The 20,862-nt window shown below is 64.3% G+C and carries 14 protein-coding genes and 1 riboswitch; of the genes, 3 read left to right on the top strand and 11 right to left on the bottom strand.

Features of this window, described 5'->3' with window-relative positions; all coding sequences use genetic code 11:
* Positions 1-18: 18 nt before the first annotated feature.
* The 4 genes from HOP53_RS11935 to HOP53_RS11920 all read right to left on the bottom strand — a co-directional run bounded on the left by HOP53_RS11935 (position 19) and on the right by HOP53_RS11920 (position 4,718).
* On the bottom strand, positions 19-1,803 hold the full coding sequence (locus HOP53_RS11935; RefSeq protein WP_234270244.1) for a SulP family inorganic anion transporter: 1,785 nt from the start codon (positions 1,801-1,803) through the stop codon (positions 19-21).
* Positions 1,804-1,813: 10 nt separating this feature from the next.
* Positions 1,814-2,695 carry an MBL fold metallo-hydrolase gene (locus HOP53_RS11930; RefSeq protein WP_234270243.1) on the bottom strand — a complete coding sequence of 294 codons (882 nt, stop codon included), beginning with the start codon at positions 2,693-2,695 and terminating at the stop codon, positions 1,814-1,816.
* 180 nt (positions 2,696-2,875) lie between these two features.
* Complete coding sequence (locus HOP53_RS11925) at positions 2,876-3,067, bottom strand: YgaP family membrane protein (RefSeq protein WP_234270242.1); 192 nt, start codon at positions 3,065-3,067, stop codon at positions 2,876-2,878.
* Positions 3,068-3,308: 241 nt separating this feature from the next.
* Complete coding sequence (locus HOP53_RS11920; protein ID WP_234270241.1) at positions 3,309-4,718, bottom strand: MBL fold metallo-hydrolase RNA specificity domain-containing protein; 1,410 nt, start codon at positions 4,716-4,718, stop codon at positions 3,309-3,311.
* A 252-nt stretch (positions 4,719-4,970) separates the two neighbouring features.
* Here HOP53_RS11920 and HOP53_RS11915 point away from each other — a divergent pair, with 252 nt between their 5' ends.
* On the top strand, positions 4,971-7,973 hold the full coding sequence (locus tag HOP53_RS11915; RefSeq protein WP_234270240.1) for an Ig-like domain-containing protein: 3,003 nt from the start codon (positions 4,971-4,973) through the stop codon (positions 7,971-7,973).
* A 20-nt stretch (positions 7,974-7,993) separates the two neighbouring features.
* Here HOP53_RS11915 and HOP53_RS11910 read toward each other — a convergent pair whose 3' ends face one another.
* Complete coding sequence (locus HOP53_RS11910) at positions 7,994-9,358, bottom strand: HlyD family type I secretion periplasmic adaptor subunit (RefSeq protein ID WP_234270239.1); 1,365 nt, start codon at positions 9,356-9,358, stop codon at positions 7,994-7,996.
* A complete protein-coding gene (locus HOP53_RS11905; RefSeq protein WP_234270238.1) occupies positions 9,342-11,105 on the bottom strand; it encodes a type I secretion system permease/ATPase in 1,764 nt (587 codons plus the stop codon). The genes HOP53_RS11910 and HOP53_RS11905 overlap by 17 nt, the downstream gene beginning before the upstream one ends.
* A gap of 268 nt (positions 11,106-11,373) precedes the next feature.
* A riboswitch (cyclic di-GMP riboswitch) is annotated at positions 11,374-11,452 on the top strand.
* A 109-nt stretch (positions 11,453-11,561) separates the two neighbouring features.
* Between HOP53_RS11905 and HOP53_RS11900 the strand changes: the two genes are divergently transcribed.
* Positions 11,562-12,860, top strand: coding sequence for a calcium-binding protein (locus tag HOP53_RS11900; RefSeq protein ID WP_234270444.1), 1,299 nt, complete (start codon positions 11,562-11,564; stop codon positions 12,858-12,860).
* A 93-nt stretch (positions 12,861-12,953) separates the two neighbouring features.
* Here the strand turns inward: HOP53_RS11900 and glyA are convergent, their stop codons facing one another.
* The 4 genes from glyA to HOP53_RS11880 form a co-directional block, all read right to left on the bottom strand.
* The gene (gene glyA / locus HOP53_RS11895; protein ID WP_234270433.1) at positions 12,954-14,219 is read right to left on the bottom strand and encodes a serine hydroxymethyltransferase; all 1,266 of its coding nucleotides are present in this window, start codon (positions 14,217-14,219) and stop codon (positions 12,954-12,956) included.
* A gap of 131 nt (positions 14,220-14,350) precedes the next feature.
* A complete protein-coding gene (locus HOP53_RS11890; protein ID WP_234270237.1) occupies positions 14,351-15,685 on the bottom strand; it encodes a hypothetical protein in 1,335 nt (444 codons plus the stop codon).
* 227 nt (positions 15,686-15,912) lie between these two features.
* Complete coding sequence (locus tag HOP53_RS11885; RefSeq protein ID WP_234270236.1) at positions 15,913-18,513, bottom strand: ABC transporter permease; 2,601 nt, start codon at positions 18,511-18,513, stop codon at positions 15,913-15,915.
* A complete protein-coding gene (locus HOP53_RS11880; RefSeq protein WP_234270235.1) occupies positions 18,510-19,262 on the bottom strand; it encodes an ABC transporter ATP-binding protein in 753 nt (250 codons plus the stop codon). The genes HOP53_RS11885 and HOP53_RS11880 overlap by 4 nt, the downstream gene beginning before the upstream one ends.
* Here HOP53_RS11880 and HOP53_RS11875 point away from each other — a divergent pair.
* Entirely contained in the window at positions 19,261-19,965 is a 705-nt protein-coding gene (locus tag HOP53_RS11875) for an arylesterase (RefSeq protein WP_234270234.1), read from the top strand. The two genes, HOP53_RS11880 and HOP53_RS11875, sit on opposite strands and share 2 nt — an antisense overlap.
* Here the strand turns inward: HOP53_RS11875 and HOP53_RS11870 are convergent.
* Positions 19,956-20,861: a DMT family transporter gene (locus HOP53_RS11870; RefSeq protein WP_234270233.1), complete on the bottom strand. Its 906-nt coding sequence runs from the start codon at positions 20,859-20,861 to the stop codon at positions 19,956-19,958. The genes HOP53_RS11875 and HOP53_RS11870 overlap by 10 nt on opposite strands.
* Position 20,862 lies beyond the last annotated feature (1 nt).

Below are 20,862 nucleotides of genomic sequence, written 5' to 3'. Positions count from 1 at the left end.
CTCTTGCTCCTTCGTGTGTCAGTCGTTGATCAATGGCTTGAGTTGCCCTGCACCGACCGGCTCACCGGCCCCGCAGGAGCGCCCCTGTCCAGCAGTCTCACCGCGCAGAGAGCGCCAGGCGTCGTAGGTGCTCAGATACACCTGCCCAGTCAGTTCGCGACAGAAACGGGTATGCTGCAATCGATCCATTACCGGCCCTTTGACCTCCGCCAGATGCAGCTTGACCTGTGCATCGCGCAGGCGGGCATTGATCACCTCGAGACTTTCCAGTGCCGAGGCGTCGATGACGTTCACTGCCTGGCAGGCCAGCACGATATGGCGCAGACCAGGATGACGTGCTGCCAGCGCCATGACGGTATCCTCGAGGTAGCGCGAGTTGGCGAAATAGAGGCTCTCGTCGACCCGCAGGATGGCCAGTTCCGGATCGGTTTCGACCTGGTGTCGCTCCACGTTGCGGAAGTGCTCGGTACCCGGAACGCGGCCCACCACGGCACTGTGAGGGCGGCTCGTATAGTAGAGATGCAGTGCGAGCGACAGCCCGACGCCGGCCAGAATGCCCGTCTCCACTCCGACGGCGAGGGTCACGCCGATGGTGACGAACATGGCCATGGCATCGCAGCGGGAGTAAGCCCAGGTCCTGCGAATGGCAGCAACGTCGACCAGCGACAGCACCGCCACGATGATGGTGGCCGCCAGGGTGGCAATGGGCAGATAGGCGATCAGCGGAGTCAACAGCAGCGCCGCTCCGGCAATGCCCAACGCCGTGAAAGCGCCTGCCGCAGGCGTCTGGGCGCCGGCATCGAAGTTCACCACCGAACGGGCGAACCCTCCAGTGACAGGCATGCCACCGGTGAAGGAAGCGGCGATGTTCGACGTTCCCAGCCCGATCAGCTCCTGATCGGGGTCGATGCGCTGCCGTCGCCTTGCGGCAAGGGTCTGGCCCACCGACACCGACTCGACGAAGCCGATGATGCTGATCAACAGCGCCGCCACGAATAGCTGGCTCCACAACCCACTGTCGAAGCCGGGCAGGGTCAGCGGCGGCAGGCCCGCCGGCACTTCACCCACCACGGCGACGCCCTTGGCGTCCAGCCCGAGTCCCCAGGTCACCAGGGTCGTCGCTGCTACAGCCAGGATCGGTGCCGCCTTGGTCAGCATGTCAGCCGGCCGCGACGGCACGCCTGCACGCTCGAGGAGCGGCTTGAGCCAACGCCTGGCGGCATAGAGGAACGCCAGCACGGAGAGCCCAAGGGCCAGGGTGGCCAGATGCGCCCTGCCAAGACCGGCGGCCAGGCTGGCCAACTGGTCGATCAGGTTGTGTCCACTGGCTTCCACCCCCAGTACGTGCTTGAGCTGACTGGTGGCGATGATCAGCCCCGAGGCGGTGATAAAGCCCGAGATCACCGGGTGGCTCAGGAAATTGGCCAGAAAGCCCAGCCTGGCCACGCCCATCAGGGTCAGGATGAGCCCTGACATCAGTGCCAGGACCAGCGCCGCACCGAGATACTCCGGTGTTCCTTGGGGAGCCACCTGCCCCACCGCCGCTGCCGTCATCAGCGACACCACCGCCACCGGCCCCACCGCCAGGGTGCGGCTGGTGCCGAAGAGAGCGTAGATCACCAGCGGAGCGATGCTGGCATAGAGCCCCACCTCCGCCGGCAGTCCGGCCAACATGGCGTAAGCCAGCGACTGCGGTATCAGCATGATGGTCACGATGACCGCCGCCAACAGGTCGCTGGACAAGGTCGCACGACCGTAGCCGGGCAGCCATTGCAGGATAGGAATATAGCGCTTGGGATTCACGGAGCGCGCCTCAGAACTTGTTGATCGGCACCTTGAGGTAAACCTGGCCGTTCTCCTCGGGCGGCGGCATGTGGCCAGCGCGCATGTTGACCTGTACCGACGGCAGGATCAGACGCGGCATGTCGAGGGTCGAGTCGCGCTCGGTACGCATCTTGACGAACTCCTCCTCGCTGACGCCCTCGTGCACGTGGACGTTATGGGCGCGTTGCTCGGCCACGGTGGTCTCGTGCTGGTACTCCTCACGCTCCGGCGCCTTGTAGTCATGGCATAGGAAGAGCCGGGTTTCGCCCGGTAGCGCCAGCACCTTCTGGATCGATTGAAAGAGGGTGCGGGCATCGCCGCCTGGGAAGTCGCAACGGGCGGTGCCGTAGTCGGGCATGAACAGGGTGTCGCCAACGAAGGCGGCATCACCGACGACGTAGGTCAGGCAGGCCGGCGTATGGCCCGGCGTATGCAGCACACCACCTTCCAGGTTGCCAATGTTGAAGGTGTCGCCTTCTTCAAAGAGGCGGTCGAACTGACTGCCGTCGCGGGCGAACTCGGTACCCGCATTGAAGGCCTTGCCGAAGACCTCCTGCACCACGGTGATCCTGGCGCCGATACCGGTCTTGCCGCCCAGCTTTTCATGGAGATAGGGCGCCGCTGAGAGGTGGTCGGCGTGAACGTGGGTCTCGAGGATCCACTCTACGGTCAGCCCCTCACGCCGGATGAAGGCAATGATCTCGTCCGCCGAGCGGGTGTCGGTGCGCCCGGCGGCGTAGTCGAAGTCGAGCACCGAATCGAGGATCGCACAGGACCTGCTGTCAGGATCCTGCACCACGTAGCTGAAGGTGTTGGTGGGCTCGTCGAAGAAATGGGTCACGATGGGACGAGCCGTGGTGGGCTGGGACATGTCAAAACCTCCGTTCACTGTCGCTGCCTGCCAAGATGGAGACAGCATAGCCAAAAACAAGTTCTAAGAATAGATCTTTTTGGAATAAACGGACACCACCCTGATATGTGTGCACCCCGAGACGCGAGAGGCCCAACGCCATGGCGTTGGGCCTCGCTTCGCGCCTGCAGTGGCTGGGCGTTATTTATTCAGCTTGCAGGTATTGATGCCCAGCAGGCTGTAGGCCGGGCAGAAGTTGATCAACCCAGTAGCCAGCGGCAGCACCCCGATCCAGCCCCAGGCGCCGATGACGCCGGTGATGGCCAGACCGATCAATACCGCTCCGACCACGATCCGCAGAATTTTGTCGATACCGCCTACGTTACTCTTCATGGTTTCACCTTGAGGTTGGAGATCAGAAACTCGAGATAGAAAATAACATAACGATCTAAGCTAATAACAAAACCCAATAGCAAGAATAGCCCAGCACCCCGGTGCAAAGAAGAAACCCTATCGAACATTGACCTGCATCAAGTTGTCGCAGCCCCACAGCAGGAGCATGTACCTCCGGGCGCAAAAAGGGCCGCAAAAAGCGGCCCGCGGAGCGTTACAGTGGGTGGAGTGGAGAGGCAGGCTAGAGCTCGATGCGGTCGCCGTAGCCCGGCACCTCCACCTCGATGTCGCTTTCCGCCAGGACCCGCTTGAGTACCTGCTGGGTTTCCGGTTCGCCATGCACCAAGTAAAAGCGCGGCTTGTCGCGGAAAGCACCGGCCCAGCCGATCAATTGGCTCTGCCCGGCATGGGCGGAGAAACCGCCAATGGTGTGCACCTTCGCCTTCACCGCCAGCTCCTGGCCGAGCACGCGCACCTTCTCGGCGCCGTCGACGAGCTGACGGCCCAGCGTGCCGGCCGCCTGGAAACCGACGATCACCAGGCGGGTATTGGGTTTTTCGAGGTTGTAGCGGAAGTGGTGGACGATACGTCCACCGGTGCACATGCCCGCCCCGGCAATGATGATCGCCCCGCCGTGGATGCGATTGATCGCCATGGACTCTTCCACCGTGCGCGTCATGCGCAGTATCGGCAGGTAGCGGCCGGTATCGCCGCTGGCGGCAATGTTGAGAACTTTCAGGTCTTCGGCGTCCAGGCTCTTGCGAGCACGGTGATAAAGCTCGGTGACCTTGATCGCCATGGGACTGTCGAGAAAGACCATCTGCTGTGACAGCCTTCCTTCGTGATAGAGCACGCTCAGGTGATAAAGGATCTCCTGGGTGCGGCCTACAGCGAAGGCGGGAATCAGCACGTTGCCACCGCTGGCGTGCGCTTCCTCCAGCACCTGGGCAAACTCATCCAAGGTCTCGTCCAGCGGACGATGATCACGATCACCGTAGGTGCTCTCCATCAGCACCACGTCGGCTTCGAAGAGCTTTTCCGGCTCCTTCATCAGTACCGAGCTCGGGTTGCCCAGGTCGCCGGAAAAGACGATCCGCTTCGTCTGCCCGCCGGACGGTACCGCCAGTTCGACGATTGCCGAACCGAGGATATGGCCGGCATCGCGGAATACCAGTGTCACGTCCCCGGGAAGCTTGACGGGCTGGCCGTAGCCGTGGGCCTTGCACAGCTTCAATGTGCGCTCCACGTCTGCCATCTCGTACAGTGGCTCGACCAAAGGCTTGTCGTGACGCTTGCGCCACTTGTTCTCCCATTCTACGTCCTTGACCTGAATGAAGGCCGCGTCCTCGAGCATGATCTCGAGCAGATCCCGGGTACCGCGGGTGCAGTGAATCGGGCCGCTGTAGCCCTCCCGCACCAGTTTGGGCAATAGTCCTGCATGATCCAGGTGGCCATGGGAGATGACCACCGCATCGAGCTGCTTGGCCAAGGTGCCGAAAGGTCTGGCGTTGGCTTCATCGGCTCCCTTCCCCCCCTGGTGTAAGCCGCATTCCAGCAACACTCGGTAAGGGCGATCCACTCCCTCCACCTCGATGAGATAACGGGAGCCGGTGACTTCACCGACTGCCCCTTGAAACGTCAACGTCGACATAAGCACATGGTCCGCCAGGTTTCCTCGTTGCTTTCAGCATAATGGAAGGCGAGCCCGATGGCCGAACCGAAATACCGGCACCGGTCAGGTACCACGAACGGCATGCCACTTGACCTCAAGGCATTTCTGGCGCTGGAGCACAAATGGGTTTTCTAGGTATCGCCGCATCGAATCTTTGAGGTGGTCCTTTTCGCAACTAGCTCTCTAAGCTTCTGAAACGGGGCGCGCATATGGCTTCGGGGGGAAGCTGCCATGAACAGTTCGGTACAACCGGAAGAGCAAGCGCTATCCGGACAAGCAGCATTAGGCGATTCGGATGAGCCGAGAGTCGTTCAGTTCCAGCACGGCCTCGATGGCTATGCCGGCGTCGTTGACACCTATCTGCACGAGTCGTTTCCCGACACCGGTCGGGCAACGTCGAAGTCCCTGGTCGTCGATAGCGTGGACAAGAGAGGTGAAGTCCACGCACTGCTACGCTTCGAGCACCTATTCGGCAACGAACTCTGGCAGATCCCCCTCGGCGCTACCATTCTCTCGGCCACGCTGGAGCTCAACACGACCAGCAAGGGCGACGGCGCGATCCTGCATCGCATGGTGATGCCCTGGAACGACAGCGATACCTGGAACAGCCTGGGTAACGGCATCCAGGCCGACGGGCAGGAAGCCGCATTGCAGTACGATCTCATCACCGGCTTCGTGCCGGCCGGAATTACCCAACTGGACGTGACGGCAAGCCTGCAGGCATGGGCCAACGGCCAGCCCAACTACGGCTGGGCTTTTCTGCCGCTGGGTCCCGACGGCTGGAGTTTCACCTCGGCGGAAGGCGGCATACCGCCCAAGCTGATCGTCGAGTACCGTCTCGATGGCGGCGGGGAGCCGCCGGTGAACCGCCCGCCGGTGGCCAACGACGACAGCGCCACGACCATCGCGGGCGTGGCCGTGGAGATCGCCGTGCTGGCCAACGACAGCGACCCGGACGGCGACCCGCTGACGGTCGCCGGCTTCACTCAGCCGGCGAACGGCACCGTCACGCTCAACCCGAACGGGACGCTGACCTATTCACCGGTGCCCGGCTTCGTCGGTGACGATATCTTCACCTACAGCGCCTGGGATGGGGCCTTGGCCAGCGAGCCCGCCACGGTTCATGTCGCCGTCAGCGCAGCCGAGCCGCCACCGCCCGCCACAAGCAGCCTTCACTTCCAGCACGGCGTGGGCGGATACAACGGAGTGGTGGACACCTTTCTGCATCAGGCATCGCCCGACACCAGCCGAGCGACCTCCAAGTCGCTCACCGTCGACAGCGTGGACAAGCGCGGCGAAGTCCAGACGCTACTGCGCTTCGAACACATCTTCGGCAGCGAAGCCGGGCAGATTCCGCTCGGCGCCACCATCCTCTCGGCCACCCTGGAGCTCAACACCACCGGCAAGGGCGACGGCGCCCGCCTGCACCGCATGGTGATGCCCTGGAACGACAGCGATACCTGGAACAGTCTGAGCAACGGCATTCAGGCCGACGGGCAGGAGGCCGCTCTGCAGTATGACCTCGTCACCGGCTTCGTGCCGGTGGGCACCACCCAGTTGGACGTGACGGCGAGCCTGCAAGCCTGGGCCGACGGCCAGCCCAACTATGGCTGGGCCTTTCTGCCGCTGGGCCCCGACGGCTGGGATTTCGCCTCGGCAGAAGGCAGCGTACCGCCCAAGCTGATCGTCGAGTACCGTCTCGATGGCGGCGGGGAGCCGCCGGTGAACCGCCCGCCGGTGGCCAACGACGACAGCGCCACGACCACCGCGGGCGTGGCCGTGGAGATCGCCGTGCTGGCCAACGACAGCGATCCGGACGGCGACCCGCTGTCGGTGGCCAGCTTCACCCAGCCCACCCACGGCACCGTGACGCTCAATCCGACAGGCACCATGACCTACTCGCCGAACGCGGGCTTCATCGGTAGCGACAGCTTCACTTACAGTGCCTCAGACGGCAGCCTGCAGAGCGCAGCCGCTACGGTCATCGTCTCCGTCACCCACGATGTCCCCCCGCCCCTGCCGCTTGAGACCAGCTATATCGCTACGGCTTTCGGCACCAGCGACCGCCGCAACTTCGAGCATAACAACGCCAACAAGAGCTTCTTCCACGACGGTACATGGTGGGCCGTGCTTCCCGAGCAGAGCGGCTGGCACGTCTACCGTTTCGACGGCACCCTGCCCGAGCCCGGCACCCAGGGTGGCTGGAGCATTGCCAGTCCGACCCTGCTCACCAGCGGTCGTCGCGCCGATATCGCCTGGCACGACGACAGCGACACGCTCTACGTGCTCAACTTCGGCCCCAGCGAGACGAGGCCCAGGCTCTATCAGATGAGCTACGACGAGCAGCAGCAAACGTTCACCATCGCGCAGGATGTGCAACTGGCGGGACCCGGCGGCAAGCTGGCAGGAGCTGAGTGGGAGCGGAACACGGAAATGGCGCTCGGGCTGGATCAGAATGGCATACCGGTGGTGGCCATGATCGGCCCTTCGGCATCGGGTGGGCCGGCAGGCCTCAAACTCGCCTACCCCACGTCCTCCAGTCTTGCCAGCTGGGCCACGGTGACCATCGACAACGGTCCCAGCACCGCCGCCGGCAGCAACGGCGACAACAAGGTCGACTTCGTCGCCTTCACGCTCAACGGCATCGACCATGTGGGTCTCGTCTATGGCGACGATGCCACGGGTCTGTGGAAATTCGCCTATCAAGCCACGCCCGCCTCCCCCGCTGGCTACGCCACCGGCTGGGTGATCGAGACGATCACCGACGCCATCGTGCTGGACAACCACCTTGCCGTGCTGTGGGACGGCAGCAGCATCGTCATGACCGTCAAGGACGACAAGAACGCCATCTGGGCGATCAAGGGCTTGCCGGGCGAATGGGAAGCGCCGGTGCTGGTCCATGCCGCCTCCCACAACGGCAGCCGTCCGACGCTGGCCTACGATGAGGATAGCGAACGGATCTTCATCTTCTATCAGGAGAACACCAACCAGCCCTATGGCGACATTTACTTCAAGGCGTCCTCGGCCGCGGAACTGAGCTTCGATGCTTCGGGTCCGGGAACGAAGATCATGACCAGCAGCCGCGAGGGAGAGAACATGAGCGACCCCCAGACCCCGGTGCATGCCGTGGGCGCCTCTACCGACGGCATGTTCTTTCTCTTCGCGCGCAACCAGGAAGCCAAGGAGATCTGGTACAACGACTTTTTGCTCGACGACGATGCGTTCATTGCCTGACGACATCACGCCCGGCAGGGTCACTCCTCCCGCGCCGCTCTGGCGAACATGTCGGAGAGGGGCTTGAGCAGGTAGCTGGCCAAGGTGCGCTCGCCGGTGTGGATCATGACCTCTGCCGGCATTCCCGCCAGCAGCTGCATGTGGCCATCAAGGGCCTGCCGTTCGCCATCCGAGACCCGCAAGCGCACGCGATAGTACCTGGCTCCGGTCACTTCATCATGCTGGCTGTCCGCACTGACATAGACGATCTCGGCCGGACTGGTATGGGTGCGCCGTTGGTTGAAGGCGGAAAAACGTATCTCGGCCATCTGACCAGGATAGAGCCGGTCGATGTCTCGTCCCGCTACGCGCGCCTCGACGAGAAAACCGTCTCCCGCCGGTACCAGATCCAGCAGCGACTCCCCGGGGCGCACCACGTCACCAACCGAATGCACCCGACGTTCCACCACAGTGCCATCCACCGGCGCCTTGATCACGGTACGCAGCAGCTGATCCGAGAGTGTGATCATGCGCTCTTCCGCCTCTGCCCCCCGCGCCTGGGCGTCCCGCAGCTGCTCGGCGATCTCCTTATGGAACTCCTGGACGCGAATCTCACGCTGCAGGCGGTTCTCGCTCAGCAGTGAGCCGAGACGGCCGATCTCGGCACGTCGGGCGGCAACTTCGCCCTCGATCTGCAAGAGGTCGCGTTCGATTTCCCGCAGCCTGAGGTTATTGACCAGCCCCCTGTCGAATAGCCGCCGCAGATCCTGCTCCTCGGCGCGCAGCGACGCAAGATGACGCTCCCCCAGGCGCACCAGCTCCTCCAACCCCTCTACCTGGCGGCGCAGCTGTACCACCTGCTCATCCAGGGCCTGCAGCGAGCCGAGGTGAGACTGGCGTCTGGCGACGAACAGAGCCTGCTGCAAGGCCATGACCTCCTGGGCTCGTGGCAAGTCGCCTTGTGCCAGCTCCTCGGGCATGACCAGCACATCGCTGCCCTGCTGTTCGGCCAGTAGCCTTAGCTCCGTGGCCCGGTGGGCAAGGTAGTGGGAGCGCAGGATCTGCAGTTGGCTGCGGGCCTGGATGTCGTCAATCACGACCAGAGGCTGACCTGCCACGACCAGATCGCCATCCGCCACCAGAATCTCCCTGACGATTCCCCCCTCCAGATGCTGCACCGAACGGCGGAAGGACTCGACCGCCACGTGACCGGGAGCGACGACCGACACGGCGAGATCCGCGAAGGATGCCCAGCCAACGAAGCCGCCCAGGCCCAGCAGCAGTACCAATAGACCGAAGCCGTGGTAGCGACGCTCATCCAGGGGAACCTGGCTCGACGCCAGCTCCGATAGCGTCTCGCCGTCTCTGTGCCCAGGCGACTCCCTGGGATCATGCGCAATGTTCATTACCGCCTCCTACGGGCCTTCCCATCGCCCTTGCCGCGAGTGGACGCGCCTCCGCCGAGGCCGCGGGAACCGGCTTGATGGCCAGGCCCGCCATGACCTCCTCACGCAGACCGAAGCGCTGCACTTCACCGTCGCGCAGCAGCAGTAGCCGGTCCATGTCCTTCAGCACGCTGATGCGATGGCTGATGACACATAGCGTCACCCCCTCCCGTTTCAGCGTCTGCATGGCCTCGCTCAGGGCCTGCTCGCCGCGGTCATCGAGATTGGCGTTCGGCTCGTCCAGCATCACCACCACGGGATCGCCATACAGGGCTCGTGCCAGGGCAATGCGCTGACGCTGACCACCGGAAAGCCCGCTGCCGGAAGCGATGACGGTGTCGTAGCCTTCGGGCAAGGCGAGGATCATCTCGTGTACCCCCGCCTTGCGCGCCGCCGCCACGACCCGCTGCGAGTCGACCTTGCCGAAGCGTGCGATGTTCTCGGCGACGGTGCCGTCGCAGAGTTCGATGTCCTGGGGCAAATAGCCGATAAAAGGCCCTAGCAGGTCACGTTTCCAGGCGGCGATGTCGGCGCCGTCGAGACGCACCGTGCCGCTCGCCACCGGCCAGATACCCAGCATGACTCTGATCAGCGAAGACTTGCCGGCGGCACTGGGACCTATGATGCCAAGATGCTCACCGGCAGCCAGTTCGAAGCTCACGTTGTGCAACACCGGCTGTCGCCCGCCCGGCACACAGGCCGAAACGCTTTCGAGGCGAAGTTCTCCCCTGGGCCGAGGCAGAGCCATGCGCTCAGGCTCTTGCGGCACCCGCTGCAGCAGCTCTTCGAGGCGGCGATAGGCCCCACGGGCGGAGACGAAGCCCCGCCAGCTACCGATCATGCGGTCGATGGGTGCCAGCGCCCGCCCCATGACGATGGAGCCGGCGATCATCATGCCCGCCGTCAGCTCCGCCCTGAGCACCAGCCAGGCGCCGAGCCCCAGAATCAAGGATTGCGCCAGCAATCGCAGCACGCGTGCACTGCTGGCCAGCGCCTCACCCCGGTCACAGGCCAACGACTGCCCACCCAGATAGCCCTGGTGCCGCTGCAACCAGCGAGCCCGAATCCCCGCTTGCATGCCCATGGCATGAAACGCCTCGGCGTTGCGCAGATTGGCCTCCACCAGTTCGTTGGCCTTGATCTGCTCGGCGGCGGCATCGCTCAACAGCGGCTGGGTGATCTTCTCGCCGATCAGGGTAAGCACCACCAGCAGCATGCCGGCGGCGGTAGCGAACAGCCCGAGCCAGGGATGAAAGAGAAAGAGCACCGCCAGGTAGATCGGCACCCAAGGCGCATCGAAGAAGACCAACAGCCCGTTGCCGGAGAGGAACTGCCGTAGCGTGGAGAGATCGGTGAGCGGCTGGGCGGATTGCCGACTGCCCATGAGCAGACTACCGCCGAACATGGCTTGGAAAAGTCGGCCACTGAGGCCTAGATCGAAGCGGTTGCCCATGCGCACCAGGATGCGATGACGCACCAGTTCCAGCAGACTCATGACGAGGAACAGGAACACGACCACCATGGTAAGCATCAGCAGTGTCTCTCCGCTCATCGTGACGAGAACGCGATCGTAGACCTGCAGCATGTAGATGGCCGGCACCAGCATCAGCAGGTTGATGAACAAGCTGAACAACCCCACCGAAACGAAGGCAGCCCGGCAGGCATGCAGCGCATGCCCAAGGTCCGTAGCATCCTGTTTCCTGCCCATCGTGGATCACCTGCGGATCTGGCACTGGCGACGGACTCGCTTACGAAGAGATACATTCCGTTTAAAATACGGTAGCACGAAGTTTATCTTTTTAAGCCAATGACTTAGTAAATTGATCAAGCGCCACCAGCCCCTCTCATTCCTTCTCATCCCAACAACCAAGAACAAAACAACAAAAAACTATTGCAAAATTTTACTTTCAGGCAAGAATTCAGCTTAAGCCTGTCGTCTGTCGGTATTACTTCTCTTCAGAGACTGTGCTTAGCGCCATCAGTACCGCCAAACCTGTAGCGATGCAGGGACGGAAAGCCACGGGTCTCACCTGTTGAGACAGCCGGGCCGCCTGAACCGGGCGCCTTGAGTAGTACGTAACACAAGGCGGGGAAGCAGGCATAACGCCCGGCTGGGCATGCCTGTTCCAATTAGAACCATAATCAGGCATTGAGGGTTCGTACGATGACATCCTTCACCCAATACCTCGGTGGCACTCCGGATAGCCAGAATGTCTTTTCCAAGGAGTACACGGCGTGGCTCAGCAGCGTCGTCCTCGGTGATCCAGGCGTCTCAGCCTGGCTCGAGACCCAACTGGAGGGCGAGCAGCTCGATGCCTTTCTGCAGGGTAACTACAAGGTAGAGCTCAACCAGAACAGCACCGACGGCGCGCCCTACCTGACCTTCGATAATGGCGGCAGCTTCGACCTGGCAGCGCTATTCAGCGGCGAGAAGGATTCCTTCGAGTGGAGCAAGGGCAAGGCCACTCAGGAACGCTGGTTCTTCGATAGCTACTCCGTCCCCGGCGGCGAGGCCGAGAATCAAGCGCCAACCGATATTCGCATCTCGATCAGTCCAGAGTTGGCTAGCGCCGTCCAGGGGGCCACTTCCGGCCCTCAGGACGCCCCAGCCAATACCACTACCGGCTCTGGCACCATTATCGGCACCCTGACGGCGGCAGATCCGGATCAGGACGATACACACGTCTTCGAGATCGTCGCCGATCCCACAGACCGATTCGTGATCGTGGATGACAATATTCTCAAGCTTCAAGATGGCAAGGAAATCAAGGAAGGTGATGGCAGCTTCGATCTAACCCTAAAGGTCACTGATAGTGCAGGAAACGAATTCTACGAAACCTTCACTTTTCATACTGCCCCACCGGGAAACAGCGGTGATGAGGTAAGCGGCACCAACCTCGGCGGAAGCGGTACCGAGGAGGACCCAAGAACAGGCGACGATATCATCTTCGGTTTTCGAGGCGGTGATACGCTCAACTTGCTGGCGGAGGACGACCTCACCCTGTTTGGCACCAGCGGAGATGATGCACTCTTTGGTGGCCGAGGCAATGACACCCTATTCGGTGGCGAGGGAGACGATCAGCTCTTCGGGGGTGCAGGTAGCGATGTGCTGATCGGTGGCTCCGGCGCCGACATCCTCTCCGGGGGTGATGGAAGCGACACCTTCAAATGGCTCGCCGGCGACATGGCAGGCACTACCGACGAGCACTTCGACACCATCCTTGACTGGTCGAATGGCAGTAACGTATTACACATTGGTGAATTGCTCAGTGATTTCGGCTTCGATGCCGGAGTCGACGATATCGCCGACTGGGTTCAGGTTACCAATGACGGCACTGACACCACCGTTGCCGTTGCCACCAGCTCCACCAATGCAGCCGAAGGAAACTATGCCAACCTGGTCATGCTGGCAGGCATAGTCAGTGACTTCGACGGTATTTCAAGCAGCCTGATCGTGGAGTAACGGCGAGTCTGCTGAGGCACTCATACAATGCCCCGCGCCACAGGCGCGAGGCATTGCTGTCACTAGTGCTGGCACCAAGGAAGAAAAAAGCGCTCAGCGATAGACCGGGAAGCGCGCGCAGACGGCCTCGACCTTGCCTTTCACCTCGCCTTCGATGGCGGCGGTATCCTCACCCTTGGCCATGACGTCGAGGATGTCGCAGATCCAGCCGGCCAGCTCGCGGCATTCGTCTTCACCGAAGCCGCGGGTGGTCACGGCCGGGGTGCCGATGCGCAGACCGGAGGTGACGAACGGGCTCTGCGGATCGCCGGGCACGGCGTTCTTGTTGACGGTGATGTGGGCGCGGCCTAGGGCGGCATCCGCGTCCTTGCCGGTCAGGCCCTGCTTGATCAGCGAGAGCAGGAACAGGTGATCCTCGGTGCCGCCGGAAACGATGTCGTAGCCGCGCTCGATGAACACGCCGGCCATGGTCTGGGCGTTCTTGACCACCTGCTGCTGGTAGCTCTTGAAGCCAGGTTCCATGGCCTCCTTGAAGCACACCGCCTTGGCGGCGATGACGTGCTCCAGCGGGCCACCCTGACCGCCGGGGAACACGGCGGACTGCAGCTTCTTCTCGATCTCTTCGTTGCCTTCGGCAGAAAGAATCAGGCCGCCGCGTGGGCCACGCAGGGTCTTGTGGGTGGTGGTGGTCACCACATGGGCATGGGGCAGCGGGCTCGGATAGACCCCGGCCGCCACCAGGCCGGCGATGTGGGCCATGTCGACCAGCAGGTAGGCGCCCACTTCATCGGCGATCTCGCGGAACTTGGCCCAGTCGATGATCTGGGAGTAGGCGGAGAAGCCGGCAATGATCATCTTGGGCTGGTGCTCGCGGGCCAGACGCGCCACTTCCTCATAATCGATGCGGCCGCTGCCGTCGATGCCGTACTGCACGGCGTTGTAGTGCTTGCCGGAGAAGTTCGGCTTGGCACCGTGGGTCAGGTGACCGCCGGCATCGAGGCTCATGCCCAGCACGGTATCGCCCGGCTTGACCAGCGCCTGGAACACGGCGCTGTTGGCCTGGGAGCCGGAGTGGGGCTGAACGTTGGCGTAGCTGGCAGCGAACAGCTGCTTGGCGTAGTCGATGGCCAGTTGCTCGACGATGTCGACGTACTCGCAGCCGCCGTAGTAGCGCTTGCCGGGGTAGCCTTCCGCGTACTTGTTGGTCAGCTGGCTGCCCTGGGCTTCGAGAACGCGCGGGCTGGCGTAGTTCTCGGAGGCGATCAGCTCGATGTGCGCTTCCTGGCGGGCGACCTCCTTCTGCATCGCATCGAACAGGGCATCATCGAAACCGGCAATCGTCATGTCACGGCTGAACATCGGCGGCAAACCTCGCATACGGGGAGAATCGGGATGCGCCATGATACCCCAGCCCATGAAGGCTTTCACTTGAAAGGCCGTCATGGGCGGGTGCAGAAATACTCATGCTGCGTTTAGCGAGAAGAGCTGGATCAACGAGTTTCGACTTTAACGCTGAGCTTCCCCGGCACTCCCAGCGGGTCGCTCATATAGCTGGTCACGGTGCTTTGCGCCGGCAGCGTCACACGCACGTCGAGGTGCTGCGCACTGCCCTCCAACAGGTCGACCAACCCCACCAGGATGGCCTGGATCTCGGGGCCGAACATCATGCCGAAGCCCTGGGCCTGGGTGCGCACCTGCTCGACGTAGAGCGCCTCGGTCACGCCCTCCATGGCCGCCCCCAGCGTGGCCAGACGCGAGAACAACCCCTGGTTGGCCAGGCTCAGGTGAATGTCCCCGCCCAGCAGGGTGGCGTCTTCGAGCCACTGCATGCCGCCGAAGGCATCGCTGGGTGTCACGTCGTGCGGCAGCAGCAGCGGCAGATTGATGTCGAGCAGCAGGCTCAGGGCATCGTGTATGTCGATCTGGCTATCGCTGATCAGCACGCTGTGCTCCCCCTTTTCCTGCCAACTGCCAAGCAAGGCAGCATCGAGGCGCAGCTCGCCGCTGCCGCCGGTCAGCACGTTGCTGACCATGCGCAGCTGGGTGCGCTCCTCCTCGGGGGCGAGCTCGATCATGCGGGCCAGATCCATGTGCAAGCCCTCGAGACGCACTCCCCCCTTGCCGTCGTCGAAGTCGCCATCGAGATCGAGCAGGGCCAGACGAGCGACCAGCTCGGGAGACTCCACGGCCAGATCGCGCAGCACCAGCGAGGCCAACTTCTCCTCGCCCTCCTTATCGATGCCGGTCAACCCCTCCAGGCGCAGCGAACGCAGCGTGAACGACCCGGAGCCGAGTTCGTCCAGCTCAGCGAAAACACCGGCCATGCCGGAGATCTCCAGCATGCCGATCGCCTCATGGGAGAGCGACTCGCCGCGCAGCTTGTCGATGGTCATGCGGCCATGGCTGCTGCTGAGCGGTGTATCGAAGAAGATCTCCTCGGCAAGCTCCGAGGCCAGCTCGATCACGATGCCGTCGATGGCAAGGCTACCCAGGCGCACCTGCTCGGGCGCCAGTTCCTCATGCAGCGGAAACACCGCCTGCGACGGTTCGCCGAGCACGATGCGCTCGATGCTCATCAGGGTCAGCTCGGTAAGACTGTCCTCTATGCGCAGGCCTTCGAGCGTGACGTCGGTGGGGGCGTCGTAGTCGCCGCTGACGATATAACGATCGATCAGCAGCCGCTCGCCCTCCTCGGCCTCGAACACGATATCCTCGGCGGTGAGCCGTGAGCGCAGCATGGCGCTCGAGACATCGCCGATGGAAAGCGTTCCGCCTTCGCTGAACAGCGCACGCAGGTCGGCTTCGAGGCGCTCTGTGTCCGCCATTGCGACACCAGGAGCGCCGACGAGGGCAACGAGGGCAAGGGCCGGCTTCAGGCCGGTCGTTCGGGGTCGGTAAAGCTTCATCGATGCCACCTCCTGTGCACTGCATCGGTCGGATAGGAAGGTGGCAAGGCACACCGCACCACATTCGCGTTTACGTAGTGTAACCGCATTAATGCAGTGCAGCGCTCAAACATCGCCGCGGACGTTTCAACGTCGCGGCGGACGGATCAGGCCTCTCCCAGCAACCCCAGGCTCGCCGCCGGAGCCTGCTTGCGCAGGCCCCGCGACAGGGCATGACCGATGGCACCGATCAGCACCGCTCCACCCAAGGGCAGCACGACCCAAAGCCATGGGTGAAGGCGCGGTGCCAGATCGAACCAGGCGATATAGATGCCGGCGGTAGCCAGCTCGGCCAGCAGCGCGCCCATCAGCCCGCTGGCCAGGCCGAGAATGGCGAACTCGGCTCCCTGCACGCGGGAAATCAGGCTCTGGCCGGCGCCGAATACCCGCAGCAGTCCGCTTTCGTGAGCCCGCGCCGGACGACTGGCCGTCAAGGAGGCGTAGAGCACGCTCACCCCAGCCAACAGCACGAAGGCCAGCACCAGCTCCACCGCCCGGGTCACTTGGGCAACGACGTCACGCACCTGGGCCAGGATGGCGTCGATGTTGAGCAGCGATACCCCGGGGAAGCGCTGCACCAGCTGACGCAGCGTCTCGCCCTGCCCTGCCTCCAGATGGAAGGCGGTAATGAAGCTGTGGCCGAAACGCTCCAGTACCCCGGGCGGGAAGATGACGAAGAAGTTGGGCCGGAAGCTGTCCCAGTCGAGGTTGCGCAGGCTCGCCACCTCACCGACGATCTCCTCGCCGCCAATGGTGAAGGTCAGGCGATCGCCTAGCGACAGGCCCAGGCGCTCGGCCAGCCCATCCTCCAGCGAGATCGGCACCACGCTCTGCACCGGCTCGGCATCCAGCTCTCCCAGCCAGCCATTCGGCGAGGCCTCCGCCAGTGCATCGAACCACTGGCCGGCCACTACCCGGTTGCCCTCGGGCAGCTCGGCCTGCCAGGTGAGGTTGAGCTCACGGCGCAGCGAGCCGTCGCCGCGGGACTCCACCGGCACGGCGTCACGGGCCGACTCGCCGTTGATCTCGGTAAGCCGCCCACGCACCATCGGGTAGAGCGCGGTGCGGTCGTCGGCATTGGCCTCCAGGGCCTCGATGAACGCTTCGCGCTCGGCGGGCTGGATATTGATGGCGAAGTAGTTGGGTGCATCCTCGGGCAACTGGTCCTGCCAGGTGGTGAGCAGGTCGCCCCGCACCATGGCGATCATGGCCATGGCGAAGAAGGTCACCGAGAAGGCGAGCAGCTGCCCCAAGCTGGCGGAGCGCCGCCGCGCCAACTGGCGACCGCCCAGGCGCAGGGCCTGGCTCAGCTCCGCGCCCTTGCCGCCGCCCTGGGGCAGACGCGCAGCAACTCGCAGCACCAGGCCGAGCAACAGGCCACCCAGGCCCCACAGCACCACCAGCATGACCAGCCCACCGACCAGCAGCGAAGCCGCCAGGCCGAAGTCGCCGGAGTAGAGCCACAGCAGGCCGCCGAACACCAGGCTGGCCACCAGCACCACCAACCAGGCCGCGGCCGGCAGCGGGTCGAGCTCGCGGCGCAGCACCTTGAGCGCGCTGACCCGCTTCAAGCGCAACAGCGTGGGGCCGGCAAAACCGACCAGCACTGCCAACGCCGTCAGCACGCCGAGCCACAGCGGCAACCAGCCCGGCGGCGGCAAGGTCAGCGGCAGGAAGGCGGTGAGCAGGGCCAGCAGCGCGGCCTGCCCCGCCAGGCCCAGCAGCGCCCCGAGCAGCGACGCCGCCAGCGCCAGCCATAGAAGTTGCAGGGCGAAGAGCCAGGTGAGATCGCGCTGAGTAGCCCCGAAGCAGCGCAGCAGCGCCGCGGTATCCAGATGCCGCTCGACGTAGCGCCGCGTGGCCATGGCTACCGCCACCCCGGCCAACAGCACCGCGGCAAGACCTGCCAGGCTCAGGTAGCGCTCGGCACGCTCCAGGGCGTTGCCGAGCCCCGGTCGGTCGCGGCGCACGTCGCGCACCTCGACGCCGTCGCGGCGCAGGCGCTCGAGTAGCGGCGCCAGCTGATCCAACGCCTGGGGCGGGCCGGCGGCGAGCAGCTCGAACTCCACCCGTGCTCCCGGCTGCACCAGGTTGGTTGCCTCGAGGTCGTCGAGATGGATCATCAGGCGCGGGTTGAAGTTGCCAAAGCCGGCGGACTGGTCCGGCTCGCGCTCGACCAGGCCGGTCAGCGTCAGTTCGCCCTCGCCCACCTGAATGCGATCGCCCAGCTCCGCCTCCAGCAGCAGCGCCAGACGCGGCGCCACCCAGGCTTCCCCCGGAGCGGGGCCGTGACCGACCGTCTCGATGCCTTCGCCGCGGTCGACGTAGACCTCGCCGTAGTGGGGGTAGACGCTATCCACCGCCTTGAGACTGGCCGGCTGGAAGGCGTCGCCGAAGCTGACCATGGTCACCATGTCGACCTGGTCGCTCAGGGTCATGCCGGCCTCTTCCAGGGTCTGTCGCAGCTCTGGGCTGAAGGGGCGACCCTGCTCGAGCACCAGATCGCCGCCGAGCAGCTGACCGGCCTGACGGGTCAGGCCACGGTCGAGGCGGTCGAGAAAGAAGCCGATCATGGTCGAGGCGGCCACCGCCAGCGCCAGCGCGACGAACAGTGCACGCACGTCGCTGGCGCGCAGATCGCGCAGCAGCCCGCGGGCGGAGAGACGCAGCAGATTGGCCCCCTCGGCCTGGGTAGAGGCTCGGCTCATGCGCCCACCTCATCGTCGCGCACGAGTTCGACCAGCCGCCCCTCCTCCAGGCGCAGGCTGCGGTCGCAGCGCGCCGCCAGCGCATGGTCGTGGGTCACCAGCACCAGGGTGGTGCCGGCTTCGCGGTTGAGCTGGAACAGCAGTTCGATGATGCGCGCCCCGGTGGCTTGATCCAAGTTGCCCGTGGGTTCGTCGGCGAACACCAGCTCGGCGCCGGTGACGAAGGCCCGGGCCAGCGCGACCCGCTGCTGTTCGCCGCCGGAGAGCTGCTTGGGCAGATGTTCCATGCGCTCACCGAGGCCGACTCGAGTGAGCCAGTCGCGGGCCCGAGCCCCGGCATCGGGCAGCGGCGAGAGCTCCAGCGGCAGCAGCACGTTCTCCAGCGCCGTCAGGGTCGGCAGCAGTTGGAAGTTCTGGAACACGAAGCCGACCCGACCGGCACGCAACCGGGCGCGGCCATCTTCATCGAGATTGCCGAGCGTTTCGCCGAACAGTTCGAGCTCACCTCCGCTCGGCTCGTCCAACCCCGCCAGCAGGCCAAGCAGGGTCGACTTGCCTGCGCCACTCTGGCCGAGGATCGCCACGCTCTCGCCGGGGAACACTTCGAGCTCCAGACCACTCAGAATGGTGAGCCGCCGTTCGCCGCTCGTCACCTGCTTGCTCAGCTGACGAGCATGTAGAATCGGTTTGGCGTCACGCCCGGAAGCGGCGGCAAGCGAAACAGCATCTCGAGTCAAGGAGTCGGTCATGGTGAAAGTCTTTCCCTTTGGTCTGGTAGGCGTCTGGCTGGCGCGCTGGCGTTCCTGCAGCGCTGGCCTTGCCGCGAGCGCGCTGTTCGCTCTGGCACTGGTCACCGCTCCGGCTCTGGCAGCCGAGCGTCCGGTACTACTGGTGGTAGGCGACAGTCTGAGCACCGCTTACGGCTTCGAGCAGGAGGCCGGCTGGGTCACCCTGCTCGAGGAGCGGCTCGACGGCAGCGCCCGGGTCGTCAATGCCAGCATCAGCGGAGAGACCAGCGGCGGCGGTGCCAGCCGACTCCCCGAGCTACTCGGACAGCACGACCCGGACATCGTTCTGCTCGAGCTGGGCGGCAACGACGGCCTGCGCGGCCTGCCGCCGACCCAGTTGAAGGCCAATCTGGCCGGCATGATCGAGGCCAGCCAGGCCGTCGGCGCCGAAGTACTGCTGCTCGGCATCGACATTCCGCCCAACTACGGGCAGGCCTACCGCCGCGCCTTCACCGACGTCTTCAGCCGTCTGGCCGAGACCTACGATACCCCACTGGTGCCCTTCCTGCTGGAAGGCGTGGCACTGGAAGAGGGTCTGATGCAAAGCGACGGCATCCACCCCACCGCCGAAGCCCAACCCATCATACTCGACAACGTCTGGCCCGCCCTCGAACCGTTGCTGGAAAGCAACGGCGTGGAGCTGGCGGATATCTCTCATGACTGATCCGTCGCCGGGCTCTTCTGCCACTGCTGCAGCCCCAGGCCACCGAGGATCAGCACCAGCCCGACCAGGGTGGAGAGCAGGATCGGCTCGCCCACCACCAGGTAGAGCAGCAGCAGCGAGACCGGCGGCGACAGGAAGATCAGGTTGGAGACTCGCGCCGTACGCGATACCCGATGCATGGCCAGTTGCCATAGCACGAAGGCGATACCCATCTCGAACAGACCGACGTAGACCCCCGCCCCTAACGCCGCCCAGCCGTGCCAGGTGAAGCCGGGCCCCAGCAGCATCAGCAGCGTGAGCACCGGCAGGCCGACGCTGAAGTTCTGCCACTGGGCCACCAGCGGCGGACGGGCATCGCGCACGTTGAGCAGCCAGTAGAGCGCCCACAGCAGTGTCGAGCCCAGCGCCAGTCCTACGCCCAGCGGATCGGCGAAGGCCACGTCGAGCACCTGCCCTCGCGTGGCGATCACCCATACCCCCGCATAGGCGATCAGTCCTGCCGCCACGTCGGTGCGGGTCAGCCGCTGGCCGAGGATGGGCACGGCGAGAAAGGCCATGGCCAGCGCCCAGGTGTAGTTGAGGGCCATGGCCTCCTGGCCCGGCAGGCGGGCATAGGCGCCGAACAGCACCAGATAGTAGGCCACCGGGTTCATCAACCCGGCCCAGGCGGCGGTGCGCCAGCCGCCGCTCAAGGCCTGGCCGAGCAACCCCTGACGCATCACCAGCACGCCCATCAGCAGCCACGACACGGCAGATGCCAGCCACATCAGCTCCAGCGGCGACATGTAGCCCAGCGCCACCTTGAAGGCGGTGGCCACCGTGGACCACAGCGCCACGGCGCCCAGGCCGAACAGAATCGCCTGGCGGTCCCGATTCGGCATTGCCGCACTGGTCATG

The sequence above is a fragment of the Billgrantia ethanolica genome, assembly GCF_021404305.1.
GTDB lineage: Bacteria > Pseudomonadota > Gammaproteobacteria > Pseudomonadales > Halomonadaceae > Halomonas > Halomonas ethanolica.
This window is presented reverse-complemented; position numbering and strand designations above follow the sequence as displayed.